Genomic DNA, 20,506 nt, shown 5'->3' with positions numbered 1-20,506 from the left:
GGTTACTTGCCCTGGCCTGTGGTGCGGTTGGCATTGTTCTTCTGTTCCTGCGCGGCAGCCGCGCGTGATTCGGCGATACCCACCGCGCGTGCCGCCGCGGCCTTTTCGTCCTTCTGCAGTTCCAGCGGCTGGAACGAGCCTTCCGGCGCCAGCCAGCCACCGCTGAACCCGGCCCGCTCCAGTCCCTTGCGGATGTACGGGTTCTTCTTCATCACTTCCCAGACGAAGTCATTGCGGTAGTTGGCGATCATGGTCAGGATCGGGCCCTGGTCGATGGCGATGTAGTCGCTGGCGACCCAGCCACGATCCGGCACCAGGCGGCCGGTCTTGATCGGAATGTCGTAGTTGAAGCTGGGATTGAACGAATCCAGGAAGCCGTAGCTGGAATAGATGTAGTCGCCGTAGCGCTTGTGCATCTCCAGCGTGGCCGGGATCACCTGCTCGGGCGCGAACACCACCGACGCGATCGCGGCGGTCGGCGCAATGGTGCCGTCATCGAAGTTCTCGCGCAGGCCGGCGCCGCGCGAAGAGTAATGGCGGAACTGGCGCTGCTCGCCACGGTATTCCTGGGTGGTGTTCTGCGGGCCATCGCTGGCAGTCAGGCCCCACACGTTCTCGCCATAGTCCTTCCACTGCATCGGGTTGGCGATGGCGTACTCGCGCTGGGCCAGCGCGGCCGAACGGCTGTTGAGGAAATAGGTGCTGCCGCGCTCGCGCATGTACGCGTCCTGGATGTCGCGGAAGTCGATCCAGACGTGGCTGTACTGATGGCCGAACAGCGGGCCGAAGGACAGGTATTCCTGGCCCTGGTAGACACCCCAGTCGTTGTCGTAGGTGCGCGTCCACACCGTCCACGCATCCGGGCTGACCGGGTGCGTCGGCGAGCCCAGGGCGAGGATGTAGACCATCATCGCCTCGTTGTAGCCCATCCAGTCGTGGTCGATGAAGCCACTCTCGGGGAACCAGCCCATCGAGATCAGCGGCGCACGCTGCTGCAGCCACGGCCAGTCGACCTTCTTGTACAGCGTGTCGGCGATCTGGCGGATCTCCTTCTCGCGCGGATCGTCACCATCGTAGTAGGACTGTGCGAACAGCACGCCCATCATCAGCAACGCGGTATCCACCGATGAAAGCTCGACCCAGCTGTCATAGCGCCGGCCTTCCTGCATGTCCAGGAAGTGGTAGTAGAACCCCTTGTAGCCGGCCTTGCCGGTGCGTTGCGGCCCCATCGGCACGTCGCGGAAGAACTTCAGCGTGGTCAGGGTGCGCTCGATCGCCTGGTTGCGGCTGACCCAGCCATTCTCGATGCCGATCGGATAGGCGGTCAGCGCGAAGCCGACCGAGGCGATGCTGGCGAACGGCCGCGACGGATAGCGGTCCGGGGTCAGGCCGTTGATCTCGTTGGTGGTGTCCCAGAAGAACTGGAAGGTGCGGCGCTCGATGTCGTCGAACAGCGGCGGCAGCTCCGGCTTCATCGGCCGCGGCGGTGCGTCGGCCTCGATCAGGATCACCGGCGGGCGCGGCTTGGCAGGCTCCTGCTGGGCCGGCTGGCAGGCGGCCACGGCCAGGCTCAACGCCGCGGCGGACAACAGATGACGTGCCTGCATGGCGCGGTTCCTCCGGTGGTCTGATCGATGGGAAAGCATAACGTCCAATGATCTGAAATCGTTTACAAGGTGCAGGCTGAAAAAACCACGAAAAACGTGGTTTGACACCGCGATCATTGCCCACGCCGCTGCCCCCTGGCCGGCAGCGGCGTGGGCAATGGACCGGCGCGGGGCCGGCCATTGCCGTTTTCACGCGCCCGATGCCGCCGGCGGACCGGCGGCATCGGAGTACTGCTGCAGACTGGACCGCTTAGAAGCGGAAGCCCACTTCGGCCTTCACCTGGCGCGGCGTACCGACGATGTCGCCGGTCTCGTTGTAGCTCGCGGTCAGCTTGCCGTTCTTGTAGTAGTTGTAGTTCGAGAAGTTGTCGAAGTTGAACACGTTGATGATGTCGATACGCGCATACAGCTCGGTATCGCCCGGCATCTTGAACGTCTTGGTGGCCTGCAGGTCGACCGAACGGTAGCCGAAGATCTTGCCACCCAGCAGGAACCGGCCATTGCCACCCGGAACCGCCGCCATCGGGGTCGGCAGGTCGAAGCCGTTGGCCTGCGGCACGCCGTACCAGTCGTTGATCGCGGTCGGGGTGGCCAGGGTCAGCTTGCCACCGAAGGTGATGCCCCAGAAGCCCGCGTACGAACCGGTCACCACCAGGCGGTGGCGCGGTGCGCCGTTGGAGCGGATGGTCGGGTAGTCACCGATCACGCCGCGGTCGAACGCGTAGTGCTCGTTGATGTCACGGTTGTGGCGGGCGGTGGTCCAGGTGTAGGCGATCGAGGTGCCCCAACCGCTTTCCTGGGTGAACGGCTTCTGCGCCGACAGCAGGATCTGGGTGGCGCGGGTCTTGATGCCCTGCTGGCCGATGATCAGGCTGCCGAAGCCTGGCACGTTGCAGCTCCAGGCCTGGCCCAGGCCGGCCTGGGTACCGCCGCACAGGCGCGGGTCATCGAAGAAGTTGCCGGTCGGATAGCGGTTGCCCAGGGTGAAGGCAAAGCCGTCGTAGGTCAGCGTCCGCGAGATGGTGGCGTCGGTCAGCCACTCGCCGATCTGGTTGCTCATGCCCAGGCTGAACTGGTCGGCGTAAGGCACCTTCAGGTTGTTGTTCAGCAGGTCCACTTCCAGGCCGGCATTGCTGGTCGAACCGACCAGGCTCTGCAGGTTGCCGATGCCGTTGAGCAGGTTCGGATTCCAGTCATAGCAGGCGGCGTTGCCCTGGAAGCACTGGCCGGTGGCCGGGTTGCGGAAGTAGATGGTCGGCTGCGGCAGTGCCAGCTTGGTGGTTTCCAGCTGCAGGTAGTCGAACAGGTCGCGGTCGTAGGAACGGCCGGCACCACCATGGATCACGTGCTGCTCGTCGGCGTTGATGTCATACGAGAAGCCCAGGCGCGGCTGCCAGGCATCCTTGAAAGCCTTGCGGTTGTGGCCGTTGCTGATGTAGTCGTTGATGTTCAGGCCGCTCAGCGCCAGCGTATCGGCGTAGCTCTGGCCAGCCGCAGCGCGCGGGTCCTGCGCGAACAGCGCATTGACCACTTCCGGCGGGGTCACGAAGTCCAGGTAGGACGGGTTCTTCTCGTAGTCCCAGCGCAGGCCGAGGTTCAGCTGCAGGTGGTCGTTGACCTGCCAGTCGTCCTGGATGAACAGGCCGATCTGCTTGACCTTCGAGCGCACTTCGCCGGAGACGCCGGACACGCCGGTCACCGGCTTCACGAACTGCGCCTTGTACGGAATGCTGTCCGGGAAGGTCGGGTTGTCGATGGTGTAGTAGAACTGCGGGTTGATCTGCGCCGCGTCGGAGGCGTACAGGTCGATCTGCTTGTACTTGGCACCCATCTTGATGGTGTGGTCACCGGCCCACTGGATGCCATCCAGGGTCAGGTTGTCTTCGATCGACCAGCCCTTCTGGCCCTTCACCTGCGACGACATCGCCGACGAGCCGCCGATCGAGACGATCGGGCGCTCTTCGTTGGCGCCGTCCGGAGCGGTGTAGTTGAAGCCGTTGCCCATGCTCAGCGGCTTGGGATTGTTGAACGAATCCTCGTGGGTGACCATCAGCTCGTTGTAGTAACGCTCACCGCTGTGGTTCCAGCGCAACGCGTAACGACGGTCGGTGTTCTTGGTTTCCTTGCCGTGCATCGGCGCGGTCTGGTCCGAGAACTGCTGCTGGGTTTCGTCACGGTCCTGGAAGGTCAGTTCCAGCCGGTCGTTGTCGGTCGGCTCGAAGTCGATCTTGCCGAAGATCAGGTCCTGCTGGAACGGCTGGCTGGCCGGACCCAGGCCCGCCTGTGCATCGGCCGGCACGCGGTCGGCCTTGCTGGTCACCGCGCCGTGCGGCGCGATGGTCACCGGCAGGTCGAAGCGCTTGGCTTCATAGGTGACGAAGAAGTGGGCCTTGTCCTGGATGATCGGGCCGCCCAGGGCGAAGCCGTATTCCTTCTCGGCCGAGACCATCTTCGACTTGTTCGGCTGACGCTCGGCCGGAGTCATCGCACGCATGTCTTCATTGGTGTAGCGGTAGAACGCCTCACCCTTGAACTCGTTGGTGCCCGACTTGGTCGCAGCGGTGACGGCGGCACTGGAGACCTGGCCATACTCGGCCTTGTAGTTGCCGGTGATGACCTTGTACTCGCCGATGGCCAGCTGCGGGAACGGGTTGCCGGCGCTGCCGGACTGGCCGGCGACGCCGCCGCCCTTGACGTAGCTCTTCTGGCCCACGCCGTCGATGTAGACGTTGGTACCGTCGGAGTTGGTGGCACCGCCGCGCAGCGAGGTGTTGCCCTTGGCATCGCGGGTGAAGATCATGCCCGGCACCGCGTCGGCGAACTCCAGGAAGTTGCGCGAGACCTGCGGGGTGGTCTGGATCTGCTGCAGGCTGACGGTCTTGCCGACTTCCGAGGTGCGCACTTCCTGCAGCAGGGTCGGTGCGACGACGTTGACGGTGTCGAGGTTGGTCGCTGCGGTCGAACCCGGGGTGCTGCTGGCCGCGCCGGCGAAGTTCAGGGTGGCGGTCGAGGCCACGGTGACGGTGACCTTCTGCGACTGGCCATTGGCGACCACGTCATAGGTGCCCGGGTCCAGGCCCATCAGCGAGTAGCTGCCGTCGGCACGGATGGTGCCGCGGCGGACGGTGCCGGTGGCCACGTTGGTGGCGGTGACTTCGGTGCCCGCCTGGGCGCCGGCCACCTGGCCACGAAGGCTGGCATTGGCCGACTGCGCCATGACGTTCGGAGCGGCGGCCAGCATCAGGCAGCTGACCAGTGCGGTGCTCAGCAGCCGGCGGGCCGGCGTGCGGAAGGTGGTGTGCATCATCAACTCAATCTCCGGGTGGCGGTGACCGCTTGCGCGGTCCCTGCGATCAATCAAAAAAGAAGGAACGCCTCTGGCTTCAACGGCCGGATGGCGGAGTGGTGGAATCGCGAACTATCAAGCGGGGAACCAGGGTCTGCTTGTCCCCTGTCCCGTCCGTGGAGGTGCCGTCCATCAACTGCATCAGGCGCGTCATGGCCCGATCGCCGAGCTCGGCGATGCTGACCTGCATGGTGGTCAGCGACGGGTGGACGAAACGCGCCAGTGGAATGTCATCGAAACCTGCCAGGGCGACATCGGACGGCACATGGACCCCTGCCTGGGTGAACGCATACAGGCAACCCAGGGCCATCATGTCGTTGGCGGCGAACACGGCATCGGGCAGCGCTCCGGCTGCCAGCAACTCCTGACCGGCGCGATGGCCGGAAGCTTCGTCGAAATCACCGGGCAGCTCGATGCCCTCGGCGCCACTGCCGAATGCGGCCAGCGCGTCACGGAAGCCGCGCAGGCGCTCGCGCGCGTCGAAGTTGAGGTCCGGGCCAGAAATGAACGCAATGCGGCGGTGGCCGGCATCCAGCAGGTGGCGGGTCATCGCCATCGCGCCGGCATGGTCGTCGATGCTCAGCACCGGGTGGTCCTGCCCGGGCAGATAGGTGTTGATCAACACCGTCGGCAGCGATTGCGGCAGGTTGTCGGTCAGGAAGCCCGGGCTCTCGGCATAGGGCGACAGCACCAGCAGGCCGTCGACGCGGCCGCGCATGGCACGCAGGGCTGCGCCCTGCTGCTCCTGGTCACCGTGGTAGCTGGACACCAGCAGGTGCTGGCGGCGGTTGCGGGCAACGTTGTCGATGCCGCGCATCAGCTCGGAGAAGAATTCGCCGTACAGGTCCGGAAGCACCACGCCCACCGTATTGGTGCGGCGGCTGCTCAGGCTGCGGGCGGCGGCGTGCGGGGTGTAACGCAGCCGTGCGGCCACCTCCAGCACAAGCTGGCGGACCGGTTCGGCGACATTTTCATGCCCGTTGAGCGCGCGGGAAACCGTGGCCACGGAGACCCGGGCTTCGCGAGCGACGTCTTTGATTGTGATAGCTGCCTTGTTCACGAAGCCGCCCTCCACGGCTTGGACCTACCAGCATTGGCGCGGAATGTAAGCGTTTCCATCTGGGCTTGTAAACAGTCCGTTAGGCGAATGTCCTGAAATGGACATGGAAATCTGTCTGCGACGGGCCCGCTCGAGGACCCGCCAGGACAGTGCGGGACAAGGGCTCAGCCCTGTTCTGACGGGGTCTGTGCGCGGATGGACAAGGCGTGGATATCGGTGTCCATCATCGACCCCAGCGCGGCGTAGACCGCGCGATGCCGGGCCAGCGGACCCAGTCCGGCGAAGCGTTCACTCACCACGTGCACGTTGAAATGGCCGCGCCCGTCGCGCGCGCCTGCATGCCCGGCATGGCGATGACTGTCGTCCTCGATCTCGAGCACGCTTGGGGCCAGCGCCTGCTGCAGTGCGTCACGCATCCGCTCGATCCGCTCTGCGTTCACGGCAGTACCTTGCGGAACGGCCGCACCTGCACGCGGGTGTAGACGCCTGCGGCCACGTAGGGGTCGGCGTCGGCCCAGGCCTGGGCCTCTACCAGCGATTCGAACTGGGCGATCACGACCGAGCCGCTGAAACCGGCCGGGCCCGGGTCTTCACTGTCCACCGCCGGGCACGGCCCGGCCAGCAGCAGGCGGCCCTCGTCGCGCAGCGCGTGCAACCGCGCCAGATGTTCCGGCCGCGCCTGCAGCCGCTGCGCCAGCACGTCATGGCCGTCATAACCCTCGATCACATACCACACCGGCTTTTCCTCGCTTGCTATTGTCGGGTGCGCAGATTCTAGCCAATGCGGCCACTGCCCCGGCCCGGCTGGACACTGGCGCGACAAAGGCTTACCCTAGACTCCATTGCACGTGGCTGGATGCAGCAGCCCGTCGGTTTTTGCGGCCAACGCAGCCCCCGACGACCGTCCCGCTGCTTCAAACCGGACCACCCGGCCGGGCCACGTAGACGACCTCCCCGTAGTTCTGTCGCTGCCGTTCCCTGCGGCGCGTCCTGCTGTTTGATATGTGTGGAATCGCGCCGATCCCGGCGTGTCTGGTGCCCTGGGGCTCCGTGGCGTTGGCCCGGCGATCCTGGTGCCGCGACTGGTCCGTTGCAATCCTGATGTCCATTAGATGACTTCCGAACTCGCGCTCGACGCGAACCCGCCAACCCGGCCGCCCGCCCCCCAGCAGCAGGAAATGCCGCTGGCCGTGGTGCATGGGCAACCGGTCCTGCAGATTCCGCAGGACCTGTACATTCCGCCGGACGCGCTGGAAGTCATCCTGGATGCCTTCGAAGGCCCGCTGGACCTGCTGCTGTACCTGATCCGCCGGCAGAACCTGGACGTGCTGGACATCCCCGTGGCCGAGATCACCCGGCAGTACGTGGAGTACATCACCGTGATGCGCGAGCTGCGCTTTGAGCTTGCTGCCGAATACCTGGTGATGGCCGCGATCCTGGCCGAGGTGAAGTCGCGCATGCTGCTGCCGCGTCCGGTCAGCGAGGAAGGCGACGAAGCCGACCCGCGCGCCGAACTGGTGCGCCGCCTGCAGGAGTACGAACGTTTCAAGCAGGCCGCCGAGGACATCGACGCCCTGCCCCGCCAGGACCGCGACACCAGCCTGGCACACGCCTTCATGCCCGAACGCGCTACGGTGAAGCTGCCGCCGCCGGTGGACCTGAAGGAAATGCTGCTGGCGCTGCACGACGTGCTCAAGCGCGCCGAGCTGTTCAGCGGCCACGCCATCAAGCGCGAGGCGCTGAGCGTGCGGCAACGCATGGGCGAAGTGCTCGGCCGGCTTGAAGATGGCAAGTTCTATCGTTTTGAAGGGCTGTTCACTGCTGAAGAAGGCAAGCTGGGCGTGCTGGTCACGTTCCTGGCAGTGCTGGAACTGGCCAAGGAACAGCTGCTGGACATCGTCCAGGAAGAACCGCTGGCGCCGATCTACGTGAAGTCGCTGGCGGCCGGCAACACCAATGCCCCGCTGCAGTTCAGCAGCGAGTTCGACGACAACGACGCCGCCAATGCGGACGAGTGAGCGCTGACTGCCGATGGATCAATCGCTGATCGACCGCATTGTCGAGGGTGCCCTGCTGGCCTCCAGCCAGCCGCTCACCCTGGCCCAGCTGAAGGACCTGTTCCCGGAAGAGGAACCGGCACCGCCGGGCAGCATCGAACGTGCGCTGGAACGCCTGCGGGAAGCCTGCGCAGGCCGCGGCGTGGAACTGGTCGAGGTCGCCTCCGGCTTCCGCTACCAGGTCACCGGCGAAGTGCATGGCTGGATCAGCCGGTTGTGGACCGAACGCAAGACCCGCTACACCCGCGCCACCCTGGAAACGCTGGCGCTGATCGCCTACCGGCAGCCGATCACCCGCGGCGAGATCGAACAGGTGCGTGGCGTGGCGGTCAGCAGCAACATCATCCAGGCGCTGGAAGAGCGCGAGTGGATCCGCGTGGTCGGCCACCGCGACGTACCCGGCAAGCCGGCCCTGTTCGGTACCACCAAGGGCTTCCTGGACTACTTCGGCCTGAAGCGCCTGGACGAACTGCCGCCGTTGTCGGAACTGAAGGACCTGGGCGAGCTGGACCCCCAGCTGGCCCTGGACCGCGACGTACCGGCCGCCGCCGGTGCTGACGGTCCGGACATCTCGGCCGGCGCCGATGGCGCTGCCGCAAACGATGATGCCGGCAGTGCCGGCAGTGACACCCCCGATTCCGCCGATGCAGCCCCTGCCTCGGCCTCCGATGAGCAAGCACCTTCGCCCCTCGATGATGGGCACCCCGATTCCGCGCCGGGCGAGCGCGCGGTGCCAGTGAACGAACGCGAAGACAACGCCGTCGCGATGACGACCGTGGCTGTTGACCAAGCCGATTCCGAACCAGAGGCCGACCTCGAAACCGTCGGCCGGAGCAAAACTGATGAGTGACACCCCCCGTAACAAGCTCTCGCTGAAGCGCGAAGCCACCTCCGAACAGTTCAAGCTGGAAGAGCGCCTGCACAAGGTGCTGGCCCAGGCCGGCCTCGGCTCGCGCCGTGCGCTGGAACAGCGCATCGCCGAGGGCCTGGTCAAGGTCAACGGCGAAGTCGCGCAGACCGGCATGTCGGTCAAGAGCGGCGACAAGATCGAGCTGGACGGCCGCGGCTTCGTCGCCACCGCCCTGGCCGAACCTTCGCGCGTGCTGGTCTACAACAAGCCGGAAGGCGAAGTGACCACCCGCGAAGACCCCGAAGGCCGCCCGACCGTGTTCGAATCGCTGCCGCCGCTGAAGGGCGCGCGCTGGATCGCGATCGGCCGCCTCGACATCAACACCACCGGCCTGCTGCTGGCCACCACCGACGGTGAACTGGCCAACGCCATGATGCACCCGTCGTTCGAGGTCGAGCGCGAGTACGTGGTGCGCGTGCGCGCCCCGGAGGGCGAGGAAAAGGTCTCCGACGCCATCGTCGACCGCCTCTCCCGCGGCGTTGCACTGGAAGACGGCCCGGCCAAGTTCGACGAGATCGAGCGCATCGGCGGCACGGATTCGCACGACTGGTTCCGCGTCGTGGTGAAGGAAGGCCGCAACCGCGAAGTGCGCCGCCTGTGGGAATCGCAGGGCTGCCAGGTCAGCCGCCTGAAGCGCACCCGCTACGGCAAGGTCAGCCTGCCGCGCGAACTGGCCCGCGGCCATTCGGTGGAACTGGGTACTGCCCAGGTGGAAGCCCTGCGCGCGCAGCTGAAGCTGGAAGAAGGCGCGCCGTCGGCGCTGACCCTGCAGCCGGTGATCGGCCAGCGCCGCGCCGCCAAGACCACCGTGCGCGTGCGCGAGGGTGGCCGTGGCAATGCCTACGTCAACGGCCACAACACCGCTGATGAAGGCCGCGAGCTGCGCCGCTTCGACAACGTGCGCGAAGATCGCGGCCGTGGTCGCGGCGGCAAGGGCGGCGGTTTCAAGGGCGGCCTGACGGTCAGCGGTGAAGCCGCGGCCAAGCAGTCGCAGAAGCCGTTCAAGCAGCGCGCGCAGAAGAACGATCGTTCGCTGCCGGAAGGCAATCCGGCGGCATTCCGCACCTGGTACGTGCCGGATGGCGTGAGCACCGGCCCGAGCGGCCATCGCAACGCCGGTCCGGGCGCACGTGGCCCGGGTGCCCGTGGTCCGGGTGCAGGCGGCCAGGGCCGTCCGTACGGCAAGCCGAAGGGGCCGGGCGCAGGCGCCGGTGGCGGCCAGGGCCGTGGCGGTTTCGGTGGTGAAGGCCGTGGTGGCGCCGGTGGCGGCCAGGGTCGTCCGGCCGGCGCGGGCAACCGCTCGCAGGGCCAGGGCAACAAGCACCCGTACGGCCATCCGGGCAATGCCCCCAGCTTCCCGTCCGACCACGCGACCCCGGGCTTCAACCCGTACGGCAGCCCGAAGCCGGCACACGGTGCCCGTCCGGGCGGCCGTGGTCCGGGCGGCGGCAACAACCGTGGCCCGGGTGGCAATCGTGGTCCCGGTGGTCCGGGTGGCAACCGTGGCCCGGGTGGCCCCGGTGGCAACCGCGGTCCGGGCGGCCCGCGCCGCAGCGGCCCGCGCGGCGGCTGATCGCCGAAACGCTTGAAATGAAAAACCCCGGCTCCGGCCGGGGTTTTTCGTTGTGCAGTAGATCCACGCCATGCGTGGATGGATGCGTCACCAAGCGACGCTCTAGGACTTGTTGCATTCACCGGGAGGTGTGAACCAGCGCGCAGAGCGCACTCCATCGAGCCGCTAGTGTGTCGCCTCCACAGATTCGAGGTCACATCATGACGTTCATTACGCCCGAGCAAGCACGCGCTTACGCTGACGCAGCCACGCGCAGCACGTCTGATTTCATTCGCGATTTCGACGACTGCATCGACGCCAATTCGAGGCAGGGCGAGCGTCGCATCGTGGTCACTCTTCCCCGCGGCCTTGCTCACGAAGGCCAACAGACTGAAGTCATCCAGCATTACCAGCAGCGCGGCTTCGTCGCCGAGCAGCTCAGCGTCACTGGACGCGGCTGGAACCTGCAGATCAGCTGGTGAGAAAAAGGGGACGGAGGGAATTAAGTCGCTTTTGCCACAGTGCGCGCCGAACGGCAAAAACGACTTAATTCCCTCCGTCCCCTTTTCGCGGGTTCAGCGGCGCCGGATCACGAACGAGGAACCGTCCACGCCCAGGTCCCAGCCACGGCCGCTACCGGCCAGCGCCAGCGATACATCGCCCTTGGTCATCGCCACGGCACCACCGGAGCGGATGGCGCCAGCGTGCGCCCCCAGCGCCACGTACTTGCCGAGCAGATCGTCCAGCGAATAGGCGCCGGTGAAGCGGCCCTTGCCGTCGACGATCTTCGATTTGCCAACGGTCAGGCCGCCGCCGGTGACCTTGATGCGCACCGGAATACGCGCGCCATTGGTGCACTGGATGGTGCCGGTGCCCGAAGCGGTCTTGTAGAACAGCGACCAGCCGGACAGGTTGTAGCGCAGGTCGCAGTCGATGTTGCCGCCTGCCTGCGCGGCAGGAGCGGTCAGCGCGGTGGCAAGCAGGCCCAGGGCCAGCAGCAGGGGGAACTTCATGGTGTCATCCGGTGGGGAAAGGCGGCGCTCAGGCGCGCTCGTCCAGGTGGAAGGCATCGGCATCAAGCATCGCCGGGAAGCGTGCGCGGTGCGCGGCCAGCGCCTCGGCCGAGATCGTGGTGGTCACGACCTGCTCGCGTTCGCGGATCTCCACCTGCGGCTGGCCGAGGAAATCGATCACGGCGCTGTCGCCGGCGTAATGCAGCTGGTTGCCGTCCACGCCGATGCGGTTGACCGCCGCCACGAAGCACAGGTTCTCGATGGCCCGCGCACGCAGCAGCGTCTTCCACGCGTAGGCACGCGCCGACGGCCAGTTGGCGACGAAGATCTGCAGGTCGAAGTCCAGCTGCCCGGGGCGCTCGACGTTGTAACGGTTGCGGCAGAACACCGGGAAGCGCAGGTCGTAGCAGACCTGCGGATTGATCCGCCAGCCCTTCCATTCCACGCTCAGGCGCTCGCGGCCAGCGGCATAGCGCTCGTGTTCGCCGCCATAACGGAACAGGTGACGCTTGTCGTAGTACTGCAGTGCGCCGTCCGGCGTGGCGAACAGCAGGCGGTTGTAGACGCCCTCGCCCTCACGCAGCTGCACGCTGCCGATCACCGCCGCGTCCAGTGCCCTGGCCTGCTCACGCACCCAGGCCACGGTCGGGCCGTCCATGCCTTCGGCCTGGGCGATGGCCTCGTTGGAGAAGCCGCTGGTGAAGGTCTCCGGCAGGATCACCAAGTCGGTGGTACCGGCCAGCGGCGCCAGCAACGCACCGTAATAGGCACGGTTGGCGGCCGGGTCGTGCCAGCGGGTGTCGCCCTGGACGAGGGAAATGCGCAGGTCCTGCATGTTCAGCTCTCCACTCACAGCAAACGCAGGCGTTCGATCGCCGCGTCCATCGTCGCTTCATTCTTGGCGAAGCACAGCCGCACCAGGCGCTGGCCGGCCGGCGGGTTCTCGTAGAACGGCGACAGCGGAATGGCGGTGACGCCCTTCTCGATGGTCAGCCACTTCACGAACTCATGGTCCGGCAGGTCGCTGATGGCCGAGTAGTCGACCAGCTGGAAATAGCCGCCCGGCACCGGCAGCGCCTTCAGGCGGGTGCCGGCCAGCTGCTCGCGGAAGCGATCGCGCTTGGCCTGGTAGAACGCGCCCAGCTCCAGGTGATGCTCGGGTTCGTCGCGGATCATCGCGGCGAAGCCGTACTGCGCCGGGCCGAAGCTGGTGAAGGTGTTGTACTGGTGCACCTTGCGGAACTCGGCGGTCAGCGCCGGCGGCGCGATCGCATAGCCGATCTTCCAGCCGGTGCAGTGGTAGGTCTTGCCGAAGCTGGAGACCACGAACGCGCGCTCACGCAGCTCCGGGTAGCGCAGCGCCGATTCGTGGCGGCGGCCGTCATAGATGATGTGCTCGTACACCTCATCGGAGATCAGGTAGATCTGCGTGCCGCGCAGCAGCTCGGCCAGCGCCTGCATGTCCTGCGCCGACAGCATCGCGCCGGACGGGTTGTGCGGGGTGTTGACGATCAGCATGCGGGTGCGCGGGGTGATCGCCGCACGCACGCGGTCCCAGTCGACGGCGAAGGTCTGCGGGTCCAGCGACACATGCACGGCCTTGGCGCCGGCCAGGTCGATCGCCGGCTCGTAGCAGTCGTAGGCCGGGTCGAGCACGATCACTTCCTCACCGGCACGCACCACGGCATGAATAGCGTTGAAGATGGCTTCGGTGCCGCCGCTGGTGACGGTGATTTCGCTGTCGGCATCGACCTGCGCGCCATAGCAGTCCAGCGCCTTCTGCGCGATGGCCTGGCGCAGCGGCGCCACGCCGGTCATCGGCGGGTACTGGTTCAGCCCGGCCGCCATCGCCTTGGCGGTTTCATCGATCAGGCGCTGCGGCGCGGAAAAGTCCGGAAAGCCCTGGCCGAGGTTGACCGCGCCGTGTTCGGCGGCGAGCTGGGACATCACGGTGAAGATCGTGGTACCGACCTTGGGCAGCTTGGTGTTCGGTTGCATCGGCCTGGGCTGTGGGGGAACAGACCTGCGAGTTTACGCAATCCCTGCTTCCGTAGTGCCGGCCGCTGGCCGGCAACAGCGGCCAGACAACCGGCGCCGGGCCAATTGCCGGCCAGCGGCCGGCACTACCACGGGCATTCGCCGCTACAATTGCCGCCGCACTCCGGCACGAAGACCCCTGCCCCTTGAACGCCCCTGCATTGCTGGCCGCCAGCGGCCTGAGCTTCTCCCGCAATGACGAGCCGGTGTTCGGCCCGCTGGACTTCCATGTGGACGCCGGCGAAGCCCTGCTGGTGCAGGGCGGCAACGGCGCCGGCAAGACCACCCTGCTGCGCGTGCTGGCCGGCCTGGCCAAGCCCGGTGCCGGCCAGGTGCGCATCGATGGCAAGCCGGCCAGCAATGCCGAGCGTGCCCGCTATGTCGCCTACCTCAGCCATCTGCCGGCCTTGAAGCCGGATCTGGATACGCTGGAGAACCTTCACTTCCTGTGTGGCCTGCACGGCCGCCGTGCACGCCAGATGCCCGGCAACGCGCTGGCCATCGTTGGCCTGGCCGGCTACGAGGACACCCTGGTGCGTCACCTGTCCGCCGGGCAGAAGCGGCGGCTGGCACTGGCGCGCATCTGGCTGTCGCCCGCGCCGTTGTGGCTGCTCGACGAACCCTATGCCAACCTCGACCTGGAGGGCATCACCCTGGTCAACCGGATGATCTCGGCGCATCTGCGCGCCGGTGGCGCGGCGCTGGTCACCACCCACGGCGCCTACGCCGCGCCGCCCGTGCGCACCCGCCAGCTCGACCTCGGCGGTGCCGCATGATCGCGCCAGGCACCGAACCGGGCCTGTGGCAGACCGCGGGCGCCCTGCTCAAGCGCGACCTGCGCCTGCTCTGGCGCCGTCGCGGCGATGCGCTGCAGCCGCTGCTGTTCGCCCTGCTGGTAGTGGTGCTGTTCGCGCTGGCCCAGGGCCGCGAGCCGCAACTGCTGGCCGCCACCGCCGGTGCGGTGCTGTGGCTGGCGGTGCTGCTGGCCGGCCAGCTGTCGCTGGATTCGCTGTTCCGTTCCGATGCTGAAGACGGCTCGCTGGAGCAATGGCTGCTGGCACCGGTACCGTTGGCGTGGCTGGTGCTGGTGCGCGTGCTGCTGCACTGGGCGACCACCGCGTTGCCGTTGATCGTGGTCAGCCCTCTGCTGGCGGAAATGCTGCATCTGCCGCATGACCAACTGCCGATGTTGCTGGCATCGTTGCTGCTGGGCACCCCGTTGCTGAGCCTGATCGGTGGTGTGGTCGCCGCGCTGACCGTGGGCATCCGACGCTCTGGTATTCTCGTGGCGTTGCTGTCGTTGCCGCTGTACGTGCCGGTGCTGGTGTTCGGCGCGGGCAGCCTGGCGGCAGCCGGACGCGGACAGGATCCGGTCGGTGCGCTGCTGATGCTGGGCGCCGGCCTGCTAGTCGCGCTGGTGCTGGCGCCGCTGGCCACCGCCGCTGCAATACGTATTTCTCTGAGTTGACCGAGCTGAGAGCCAATCCACCCCTGCTGGATAGCCGCCACGCATGAATCCGATTATCCGCTGGTTCCACCAACTCGGTTCGCCCCCCACGTTCGACCGATTCGCTGCCCGCTGGTCGCGGGTGTTCTATCTCGCCGCGGTACCGGTGCTGCTGGTCGGCATGTGGCAGGCACTGCTGGTGGTGCCGCCGGAAGCCAAGCAGCTGGACAGCTTCCGCATCCTCTACATCCACGTGCCAAGCGCTTGGATGAGCCTGTTCGTATTCGCGCTGATGGCGCTGTATGCCGCCATTGCCCTGATCTGGCGGATCAAGGTCTGCGAGATCCTGGCCATGGCCTGTGCGCCGATGGGTGCCGGCTTCACTCTGATCACCCTGTTGACCGGCAGCATCTGGGGCAAGGGCACCTGGGGCACCTGGTGGGACTGGGACCCGCGCATGACCAGTGAGCTGGTACTGCTGTTCCTGTACCTGGGCGTGATCGGCCTGTACCACGCCATCGAGGATCGCCGCAGCGCCGCGCGCGCGGCCGGCCTGCTGGCCATCGTCGGTGTCAGCCTGCTGCCGGTGATCCGCTATTCGGTGGATTGGTGGGGCGGCCTGCACCAGCGTCAGTCGATCAACGTGTTCGGTGAATCGGCCATCAGCAGCGCAATGATCGCGCCGCTATGGTGGATGGTGATCGGCACCAAGTTCTGGTTCGCCGGTTCGGTACTGGCCAAGGCGCGCGCCGACAACCTCGACCGCGAGGCCGGCAAGGCCTGGGTCGGCAGTCGCGTCGATGCCGAACGCGCGGCCCGGGAGGCACAGCCATGACCCACCTGCCCTATGTGATCGGCGCCTACGCCGTATTCCTGCTGGTGCTGGGCGCCGATGCCATCGGCTCGTGGCTGCGCCTGCGCGTGGCGCGCCGCCTGGCCCTGGCCCGGCAGCAGCGCCAGCAGACCCGCGCCAGCAAGCAGGAGGCCGCCGCGCCGCTGTCGACGGAGCTGGAACGATGACCCCGGTACAGCGTCGCCGCCTGGTGTGGGTATTACTGGCCCTGCTAGCCTCCGGCCTGGCCACCGCGCTGGTGGCGATGGCACTGGAGCGCAACATCGCCTACCTGTACACGCCCGCCGAAGTGCTGCGTGGCGATGTCGATGCGCAGTCGCGCTTCCGCCTCGGCGGCATGGTGGTGAAAGGCTCCTTCAATCGCCCGGTCGGCTCGCTGGAGGCACGCTTCGAAGTGACCGACGGCGATGCACAGCTGCCGGTGGCCACCTCGCGGATCCTGCCGGACATGTTTGCCGAGGGCACCGCGGTGGTTGCCAGTGGCCGCCTGCAGGACGGCGTCTTCGTCGCCGACGAAGTGCTGGCCAAGCACGATGAGAAGTACGTGCCGAAGGAAGTGGCCGACAAGATGGGCGATGCCCATCGCAAGCACGACGTGCCGGTGACGGCACCCGAGGTGCGCTGAGTGCTGCCCGAACTGGGTCAGATCCTGCTGTTGTGCGCGTTGCTGGCCTCGCTGCTGCAGGCTGGCCTGCCGCTGGTCGGCGCGCATCGCAACAGCCCGGCCTGGATGGCGGTGGCGCGGCCGGCCGCCTTCGCACAGCTGCTGCTGGTCGCCGGCGCGTTCGCAGTACTCACCGCCGCGTTCGTGCAGCAGGATTTCTCGGTGCGCTACGTGGCCGAGAACTCCAATTCGCTGCTGCCGATGATCTACCGCTATTCGGCGGTGTGGGGCGCGCACGAAGGCTCGCTGTTGATGTGGGCGCTGGTACTGGCGCTGTGGACCGGCGCGGTAGCGCTGTTCTCGCGGCACCTGCCGGCACCGGTGCAGGCGCGCGTGCTGGCGGTGATGGGCGTGGTCAGCGTCGGCTTCCTCGCCTTCCTGATCTTCACCTCCAACCCGTTCCTGCGCCTGAATCCGGCGCCGCTGGAAGGCCGCGACCTCAATCCGCTGCTGCAGGACCCGGGGCTGATCATCCACCCGCCGATGCTGTACCTGGGCTACGTCGGCTTCGCGGTACCGTTCGCGTTCGCGGTAGCGGCGCTGCTGGAAGGCCGCGTCGACGCGCGCTGGCTGCGCTGGACGCGGCCATGGACCAACGTCGCCTGGGGCTTCCTGACCCTGGGCATCGCACTGGGCAGCTGGTGGGCGTACTACGAGCTGGGCTGGGGCGGCTGGTGGTTCTGGGACCCGGTGGAGAACGCCAGCTTCATGCCGTGGCTGGTCGGTGCGGCACTGATCCACTCGCAGGCGGTAACTGAGAAGCGCGGCACCTTCGGCAGCTGGACCCTGCTGCTGGCGATCGCCGCCTTCGCGCTGTCGCTGCTGGGTACCTTCCTGGTGCGCTCCGGCGTGCTGACCAGCGTGCATTCGTTCGCCGCCGATCCCTCGCGCGGCCTGTTCATCCTGGTGTTCCTGTCGGTGCTGGTCGGTGGCAGCCTGCTGCTGTATGCGCTGCGCGCCAGCCAGCTGAGCGTGGACGTCGACGATCCGCGTCGCGGCTTCACCGCCACCTCGCGCGAAACCCTGCTGCTGGCCAACAACCTGCTGCTGGCCACGGCCTGCGCGATGGTGTTGCTGGGCACGCTGTACCCGTTGCTGGCCGATGCGCTGTCGCTGGGCAAGATCTCGGTCGGCCCGCCCTACTTCGGCAGCCTGTTCCTGCTGCTGATGGCCCCGATGATCCTGCTGCTGCCGTTCGGCCCGCTGGTGAAGTGGCAGCGCGACCAGCCATCACGTGCATTCGCGCTGCTGGCACCGTGGCTGGCACTGGCCATCGTGCTCGGCGCGCTGGCCTGGTGGCAGGCGCCGCAGAACGGCTGGAAGGCGGGCATCGGCGTGGCCGCGGCAGCCTGGGTCGGGTTCGGTACCGCACGCTTTGTCTGGCAGCGGCTGCGCGGCAACGGCCGCTTCACCGCCGAGATGCTCGGCATGATCGTCGCCCACGCCGGCATCGCGGTGTTCCTGGCCGGCGCCTTGCTGGTGGAAGCGCTGAACGTGCAGCGCGAGGTGGCACTGGCGCCCGGCCAGCAGCTGGTGGTCGGCCGCCATGAAGTGCGCTTCGAAGGCGTGGACCATCGCGAAGGGCCCAATTTCATCGCCGACCGCGGCCACCTTCGCGTGTTCCGCAACGGCCGCGAGCTGGCGCTGCTGCATCCGGAGAAGCGCCAGTACGCCAGTGGCGGCCAGGTAATGACCGAGGCCGGCATCGATGCACGCTTCGACGGTGATGTCTACGTGGCATTGGGCGAGCCGCTGGGCAACAATGCATGGGCGGTACGGGTACACATCAAGCCGTTCGTGCGCTGGATCTGGCTGGGCGCGCTGCTGATGGCCCTGGGCGGATTCATCACCGCCGCCGACCGCCGTTTCCGTCGTCCGTAGGAGTTCCCATGTCCGAGTCCCCCGCCCCGCGCCCCTCCCGCCCGCTGCCGCCGGTAGCCATCGTGATCGGCGTGCTGTTCTTCTTCGGCCTGCTCGGGCTGATGATCTACGGGGTGATGAAATCGGGCGATCCGCAGCGCGACGTGCTGCCCTCGGCCCTGATCGACAAGCCGGCGCCGGCGTTTGCACTGCCGGTGCTGCACGACCCGGAAATGATCGTCCACAGCGACGACCTGCGCGGCGCGCCCTACCTGCTGAACGTGTGGGGCAGCTGGTGCGCGGCCTGCCGCGAGGAACACCCGGTGCTGACCCGCTTCGCCGAGAGCAAGCGCGTGCGCGTGATCGGCTACAACTGGAAGGACGAACCGACCGACGCGCTGCACTGGCTGGAACAGCTGGGCAATCCCTTCATGGTGGTGCTCAGCGATGTTGAAGGCCGCACCGCGATCGACTGGGGTGTGACCGCAGCACCGGAGACCTTCCTGGTCGATGGCAGCGGCATTGTGCGCTGGAAGTACAGTGGTGCGATGACCCAGCGCGTGGTGGACGAGAAACTGATCCCGGCGCTGGAAAAGATCGAGAAGGCCCAGGGCAGTGCCGGCAGCACGCTGCACACGGCGCCCTGAGTCCGTGCGCTGGCTGCTGACGCTGCTGCTATTTGTGCTGCCGCTGGCCGTGCTGGCCCAGCAGCCGCTGCACGATCCGCAGCCCCTGCAGTTCCGCGATGACGCCGAGGAGCGTCGCTTCCATGACCTGGCCGCGCAGCTGCGCTGCGTGCAGTGCCAGAACCAGTCGCTGGCCGATTCCAACGCGCAGATCGCGCAGGACCTGCGCCGCGAGGTGCTGCAGCTGATGCAGCAGGGCCACGACGACGCGCAGATCAAGCAGTTCCTGGTGGCCCGATACGGTGAGTTCGTGCTGTACCAGCCGCCGCTGCAGCCGGGCACCTGGCTGCTGTGGGGCGGTCCGCTGCTGGTGCTGGGGGCCGGTGCGCTGGTGGTGTTCGGCATCGTCCGCCGCCGTGGCCGCGCGGTCGCCGCCGCGCCGGCCAGCCAGGCCGACGAAGGAGAGGGATGGTGAGTCATTGGCTGCCGGTGCTGGCCGGTCTGGTTGCCGCATTGATGGCGGTGCTGGTGTTGTGGCCCCTGCGCCACCGCGGCCGCAGAGGTTTCGCCGTGGGCGTTCTGGCACTCGGTGTGGCCGGCGCCTGCCTGTACCTGCTGGTGGGTGACCCGCGCGCCGCGCAGGTACAGCCGGCACCCTCGGTCGCGACGCTGCGCGATGGCGTACAGGCGTTGCAGGATGCACTCAAGCGCGACCCGCAGCGGGCCGATGGCTGGGCGCTGCTGGGCCGTTCGCAGGCCGAGCTGGGCAATGCCGTCGCTGCCGCAGAGGCCTTCGCACGTGCTGCCGCACTGGCTCCGGACGACCCCGGCGTGCTGGTGGAAGCCGCACAGGCACGTGCCCAGGCCAACGCCGGCAAGCAGTTCGATGACACCGCAATCGGCTGGTTGCAGCAGGCACGCACGTTGGCCCCGGACGCCGAGCGCGCCAGCTGGCTGCTCGGCATCGCGCTGCGCCAGCGCGGCCGGAATGCCGAGGCCGCCGATGTCTGGAGCGGCCTGCTGCCGCGGCTGGAGCCGGGCGCCGCGCAGGCACTGCAGGCACAGATCGCCATCGCCCGCGACGCCGCAGGCCAGGCGCCTGATGCGCCGGCTGTAGCGCCACCCGCGTTGCTGCAGGTGCGCGTGCAGCTGCCTGTTCTGAAGAATGCCGAGTGGCCGGCCAGCACCCAGGTGTTCGTGCTGGCACGCGCCGTGGGTGGGCCGCCGATGCCGGTGGCCGCGCGCAAACTCCCGTTGGCGGACTTCCCGGCCACGGTTGGGCTGGGCGACGGCGACAGCCCGATGCCGACCGCGCCGCTGTCGGCGCATCGCGAAGTGGAAGTACTGGCACGCATTTCACGCAGCGGCAGCGCCAACCGCAGCGAAGACGACCTGCAGAGCACACCGGTGAAGGTGAGCCTGCCGCAAGAGGGCGTGGTGGAATTGCGGTTCCCGTAACACACCCCAGGTAGTG

Annotated in this window: 21 protein-coding genes; 13 read left to right on the top strand and 8 right to left on the bottom strand. The window is 67.3% G+C overall.

Annotated elements, in window-relative coordinates; genetic code table 11:
- Positions 1-2: 2 nt before the first annotated feature.
- From SSKA14_RS09935 to SSKA14_RS09915, 5 genes are all read right to left on the bottom strand, one after another.
- Positions 3-1,607: a glucoamylase family protein gene (locus SSKA14_RS09935; protein WP_008267901.1), complete on the bottom strand. Its 1,605-nt coding sequence runs from the start codon at positions 1,605-1,607 to the stop codon at positions 3-5.
- Positions 1,608-1,857: 250 nt separating this feature from the next.
- Complete coding sequence (locus SSKA14_RS09930) at positions 1,858-4,914, bottom strand: TonB-dependent receptor (protein ID WP_008267333.1); 3,057 nt, start codon at positions 4,912-4,914, stop codon at positions 1,858-1,860.
- A 76-nt stretch (positions 4,915-4,990) separates the two neighbouring features.
- Complete coding sequence (locus tag SSKA14_RS09925) at positions 4,991-6,028, bottom strand: LacI family DNA-binding transcriptional regulator (protein ID WP_006456453.1); 1,038 nt, start codon at positions 6,026-6,028, stop codon at positions 4,991-4,993.
- A 149-nt stretch (positions 6,029-6,177) separates the two neighbouring features.
- Entirely contained in the window at positions 6,178-6,429 is a 252-nt protein-coding gene (locus SSKA14_RS09920; RefSeq protein ID WP_040007399.1) for a BolA family protein, read from the bottom strand.
- 20 nt (positions 6,430-6,449) lie between these two features.
- Positions 6,450-6,749, bottom strand: coding sequence for a YciI family protein (locus SSKA14_RS09915; protein ID WP_008266615.1), 300 nt, complete (start codon positions 6,747-6,749; stop codon positions 6,450-6,452).
- A 376-nt stretch (positions 6,750-7,125) separates the two neighbouring features.
- Between SSKA14_RS09915 and SSKA14_RS09905 the strand changes: the two genes are divergently transcribed.
- From SSKA14_RS09905 to SSKA14_RS09890, 4 genes are all read left to right on the top strand, one after another.
- The gene (locus tag SSKA14_RS09905) at positions 7,126-8,031 is read left to right on the top strand and encodes a ScpA family protein (protein WP_006456456.1); all 906 of its coding nucleotides are present in this window, start codon (positions 7,126-7,128) and stop codon (positions 8,029-8,031) included.
- A 13-nt stretch (positions 8,032-8,044) separates the two neighbouring features.
- Positions 8,045-8,920: an SMC-Scp complex subunit ScpB gene (scpB, locus tag SSKA14_RS09900; RefSeq protein WP_008265474.1), complete on the top strand. Its 876-nt coding sequence runs from the start codon at positions 8,045-8,047 to the stop codon at positions 8,918-8,920.
- Positions 8,913-10,553, top strand: coding sequence for a pseudouridine synthase (locus tag SSKA14_RS09895; protein WP_008268505.1), 1,641 nt, complete (start codon positions 8,913-8,915; stop codon positions 10,551-10,553). Before scpB ends, SSKA14_RS09895 begins: the two co-directional genes overlap by 8 nt.
- Before the next feature lie 200 nt (positions 10,554-10,753).
- Positions 10,754-11,014: a hypothetical protein gene (locus SSKA14_RS09890; protein ID WP_008266622.1), complete on the top strand. Its 261-nt coding sequence runs from the start codon at positions 10,754-10,756 to the stop codon at positions 11,012-11,014.
- Positions 11,015-11,107: 93 nt separating this feature from the next.
- Here SSKA14_RS09890 and SSKA14_RS09885 read toward each other — a convergent pair whose 3' ends face one another.
- From SSKA14_RS09885 to SSKA14_RS09875, 3 genes are read right to left on the bottom strand one after another with little or no spacing between them, the layout of a single operon-like run.
- The gene (locus SSKA14_RS09885) at positions 11,108-11,545 is read right to left on the bottom strand and encodes a hypothetical protein (protein ID WP_008268753.1); all 438 of its coding nucleotides are present in this window, start codon (positions 11,543-11,545) and stop codon (positions 11,108-11,110) included.
- 28 nt (positions 11,546-11,573) lie between these two features.
- On the bottom strand, positions 11,574-12,380 hold the full coding sequence (locus SSKA14_RS09880; RefSeq protein ID WP_008264492.1) for an amidohydrolase: 807 nt from the start codon (positions 12,378-12,380) through the stop codon (positions 11,574-11,576).
- Positions 12,381-12,394: 14 nt separating this feature from the next.
- The gene (locus SSKA14_RS09875; RefSeq protein WP_008268564.1) at positions 12,395-13,543 is read right to left on the bottom strand and encodes a pyridoxal phosphate-dependent aminotransferase; all 1,149 of its coding nucleotides are present in this window, start codon (positions 13,541-13,543) and stop codon (positions 12,395-12,397) included.
- Positions 13,544-13,728: 185 nt separating this feature from the next.
- Here SSKA14_RS09875 and ccmA point away from each other — a divergent pair, with 185 nt between their 5' ends.
- Genes ccmA through SSKA14_RS09830 form a run of 9 tightly spaced genes read left to right on the top strand, consistent with a single transcriptional unit; the run spans position 13,729 to position 20,490 of the window.
- Positions 13,729-14,358 carry a heme ABC exporter ATP-binding protein CcmA gene (gene ccmA / locus SSKA14_RS09870; RefSeq protein WP_008266623.1) on the top strand — a complete coding sequence of 210 codons (630 nt, stop codon included), beginning with the start codon at positions 13,729-13,731 and terminating at the stop codon, positions 14,356-14,358.
- Positions 14,355-15,050, top strand: coding sequence for a heme exporter protein CcmB (gene ccmB / locus SSKA14_RS09865; protein WP_008268019.1), 696 nt, complete (start codon positions 14,355-14,357; stop codon positions 15,048-15,050). The genes ccmA and ccmB overlap by 4 nt, the downstream gene beginning before the upstream one ends.
- A gap of 43 nt (positions 15,051-15,093) precedes the next feature.
- Positions 15,094-15,864 (top strand): heme ABC transporter permease CcmC, encoded by a 771-nt coding sequence (gene ccmC / locus SSKA14_RS09860; RefSeq protein WP_008265653.1) that lies wholly within the window; start codon positions 15,094-15,096, stop codon positions 15,862-15,864.
- On the top strand, positions 15,861-16,049 hold the full coding sequence (locus SSKA14_RS09855; RefSeq protein WP_040007395.1) for a heme exporter protein CcmD: 189 nt from the start codon (positions 15,861-15,863) through the stop codon (positions 16,047-16,049). Before ccmC ends, SSKA14_RS09855 begins: the two co-directional genes overlap by 4 nt.
- Positions 16,046-16,507, top strand: a complete 462-nt coding sequence (ccmE, locus tag SSKA14_RS09850; RefSeq protein ID WP_040007394.1) for a cytochrome c maturation protein CcmE — start codon at positions 16,046-16,048, stop codon at positions 16,505-16,507. The genes SSKA14_RS09855 and ccmE overlap by 4 nt, the downstream gene beginning before the upstream one ends.
- Positions 16,508-18,427, top strand: coding sequence for a heme lyase CcmF/NrfE family subunit (locus tag SSKA14_RS09845; RefSeq protein ID WP_008266998.1), 1,920 nt, complete (start codon positions 16,508-16,510; stop codon positions 18,425-18,427). It begins immediately after the preceding gene.
- Between the two features lie 8 nt (positions 18,428-18,435).
- Positions 18,436-19,053, top strand: coding sequence for a DsbE family thiol:disulfide interchange protein (locus tag SSKA14_RS09840; RefSeq protein WP_040007393.1), 618 nt, complete (start codon positions 18,436-18,438; stop codon positions 19,051-19,053).
- Positions 19,054-19,057: 4 nt separating this feature from the next.
- Complete coding sequence (locus tag SSKA14_RS09835) at positions 19,058-19,507, top strand: cytochrome c-type biogenesis protein (protein WP_008266460.1); 450 nt, start codon at positions 19,058-19,060, stop codon at positions 19,505-19,507.
- Positions 19,501-20,490: a cytochrome c biogenesis protein gene (locus tag SSKA14_RS09830; RefSeq protein ID WP_008264669.1), complete on the top strand. Its 990-nt coding sequence runs from the start codon at positions 19,501-19,503 to the stop codon at positions 20,488-20,490. Before SSKA14_RS09835 ends, SSKA14_RS09830 begins: the two co-directional genes overlap by 7 nt.
- Positions 20,491-20,506: the final 16 nt, after the last annotated feature.

Origin of the sequence: Stenotrophomonas sp. SKA14, from assembly GCF_000158575.1 — a bacterium.
Classification (GTDB): Bacteria; Pseudomonadota; Gammaproteobacteria; order Xanthomonadales; family Xanthomonadaceae; genus Stenotrophomonas; species Stenotrophomonas forensis.
Note: the sequence above shows the minus strand (reverse complement) of the source record. Positions and strands in the feature narration are given on the sequence as shown.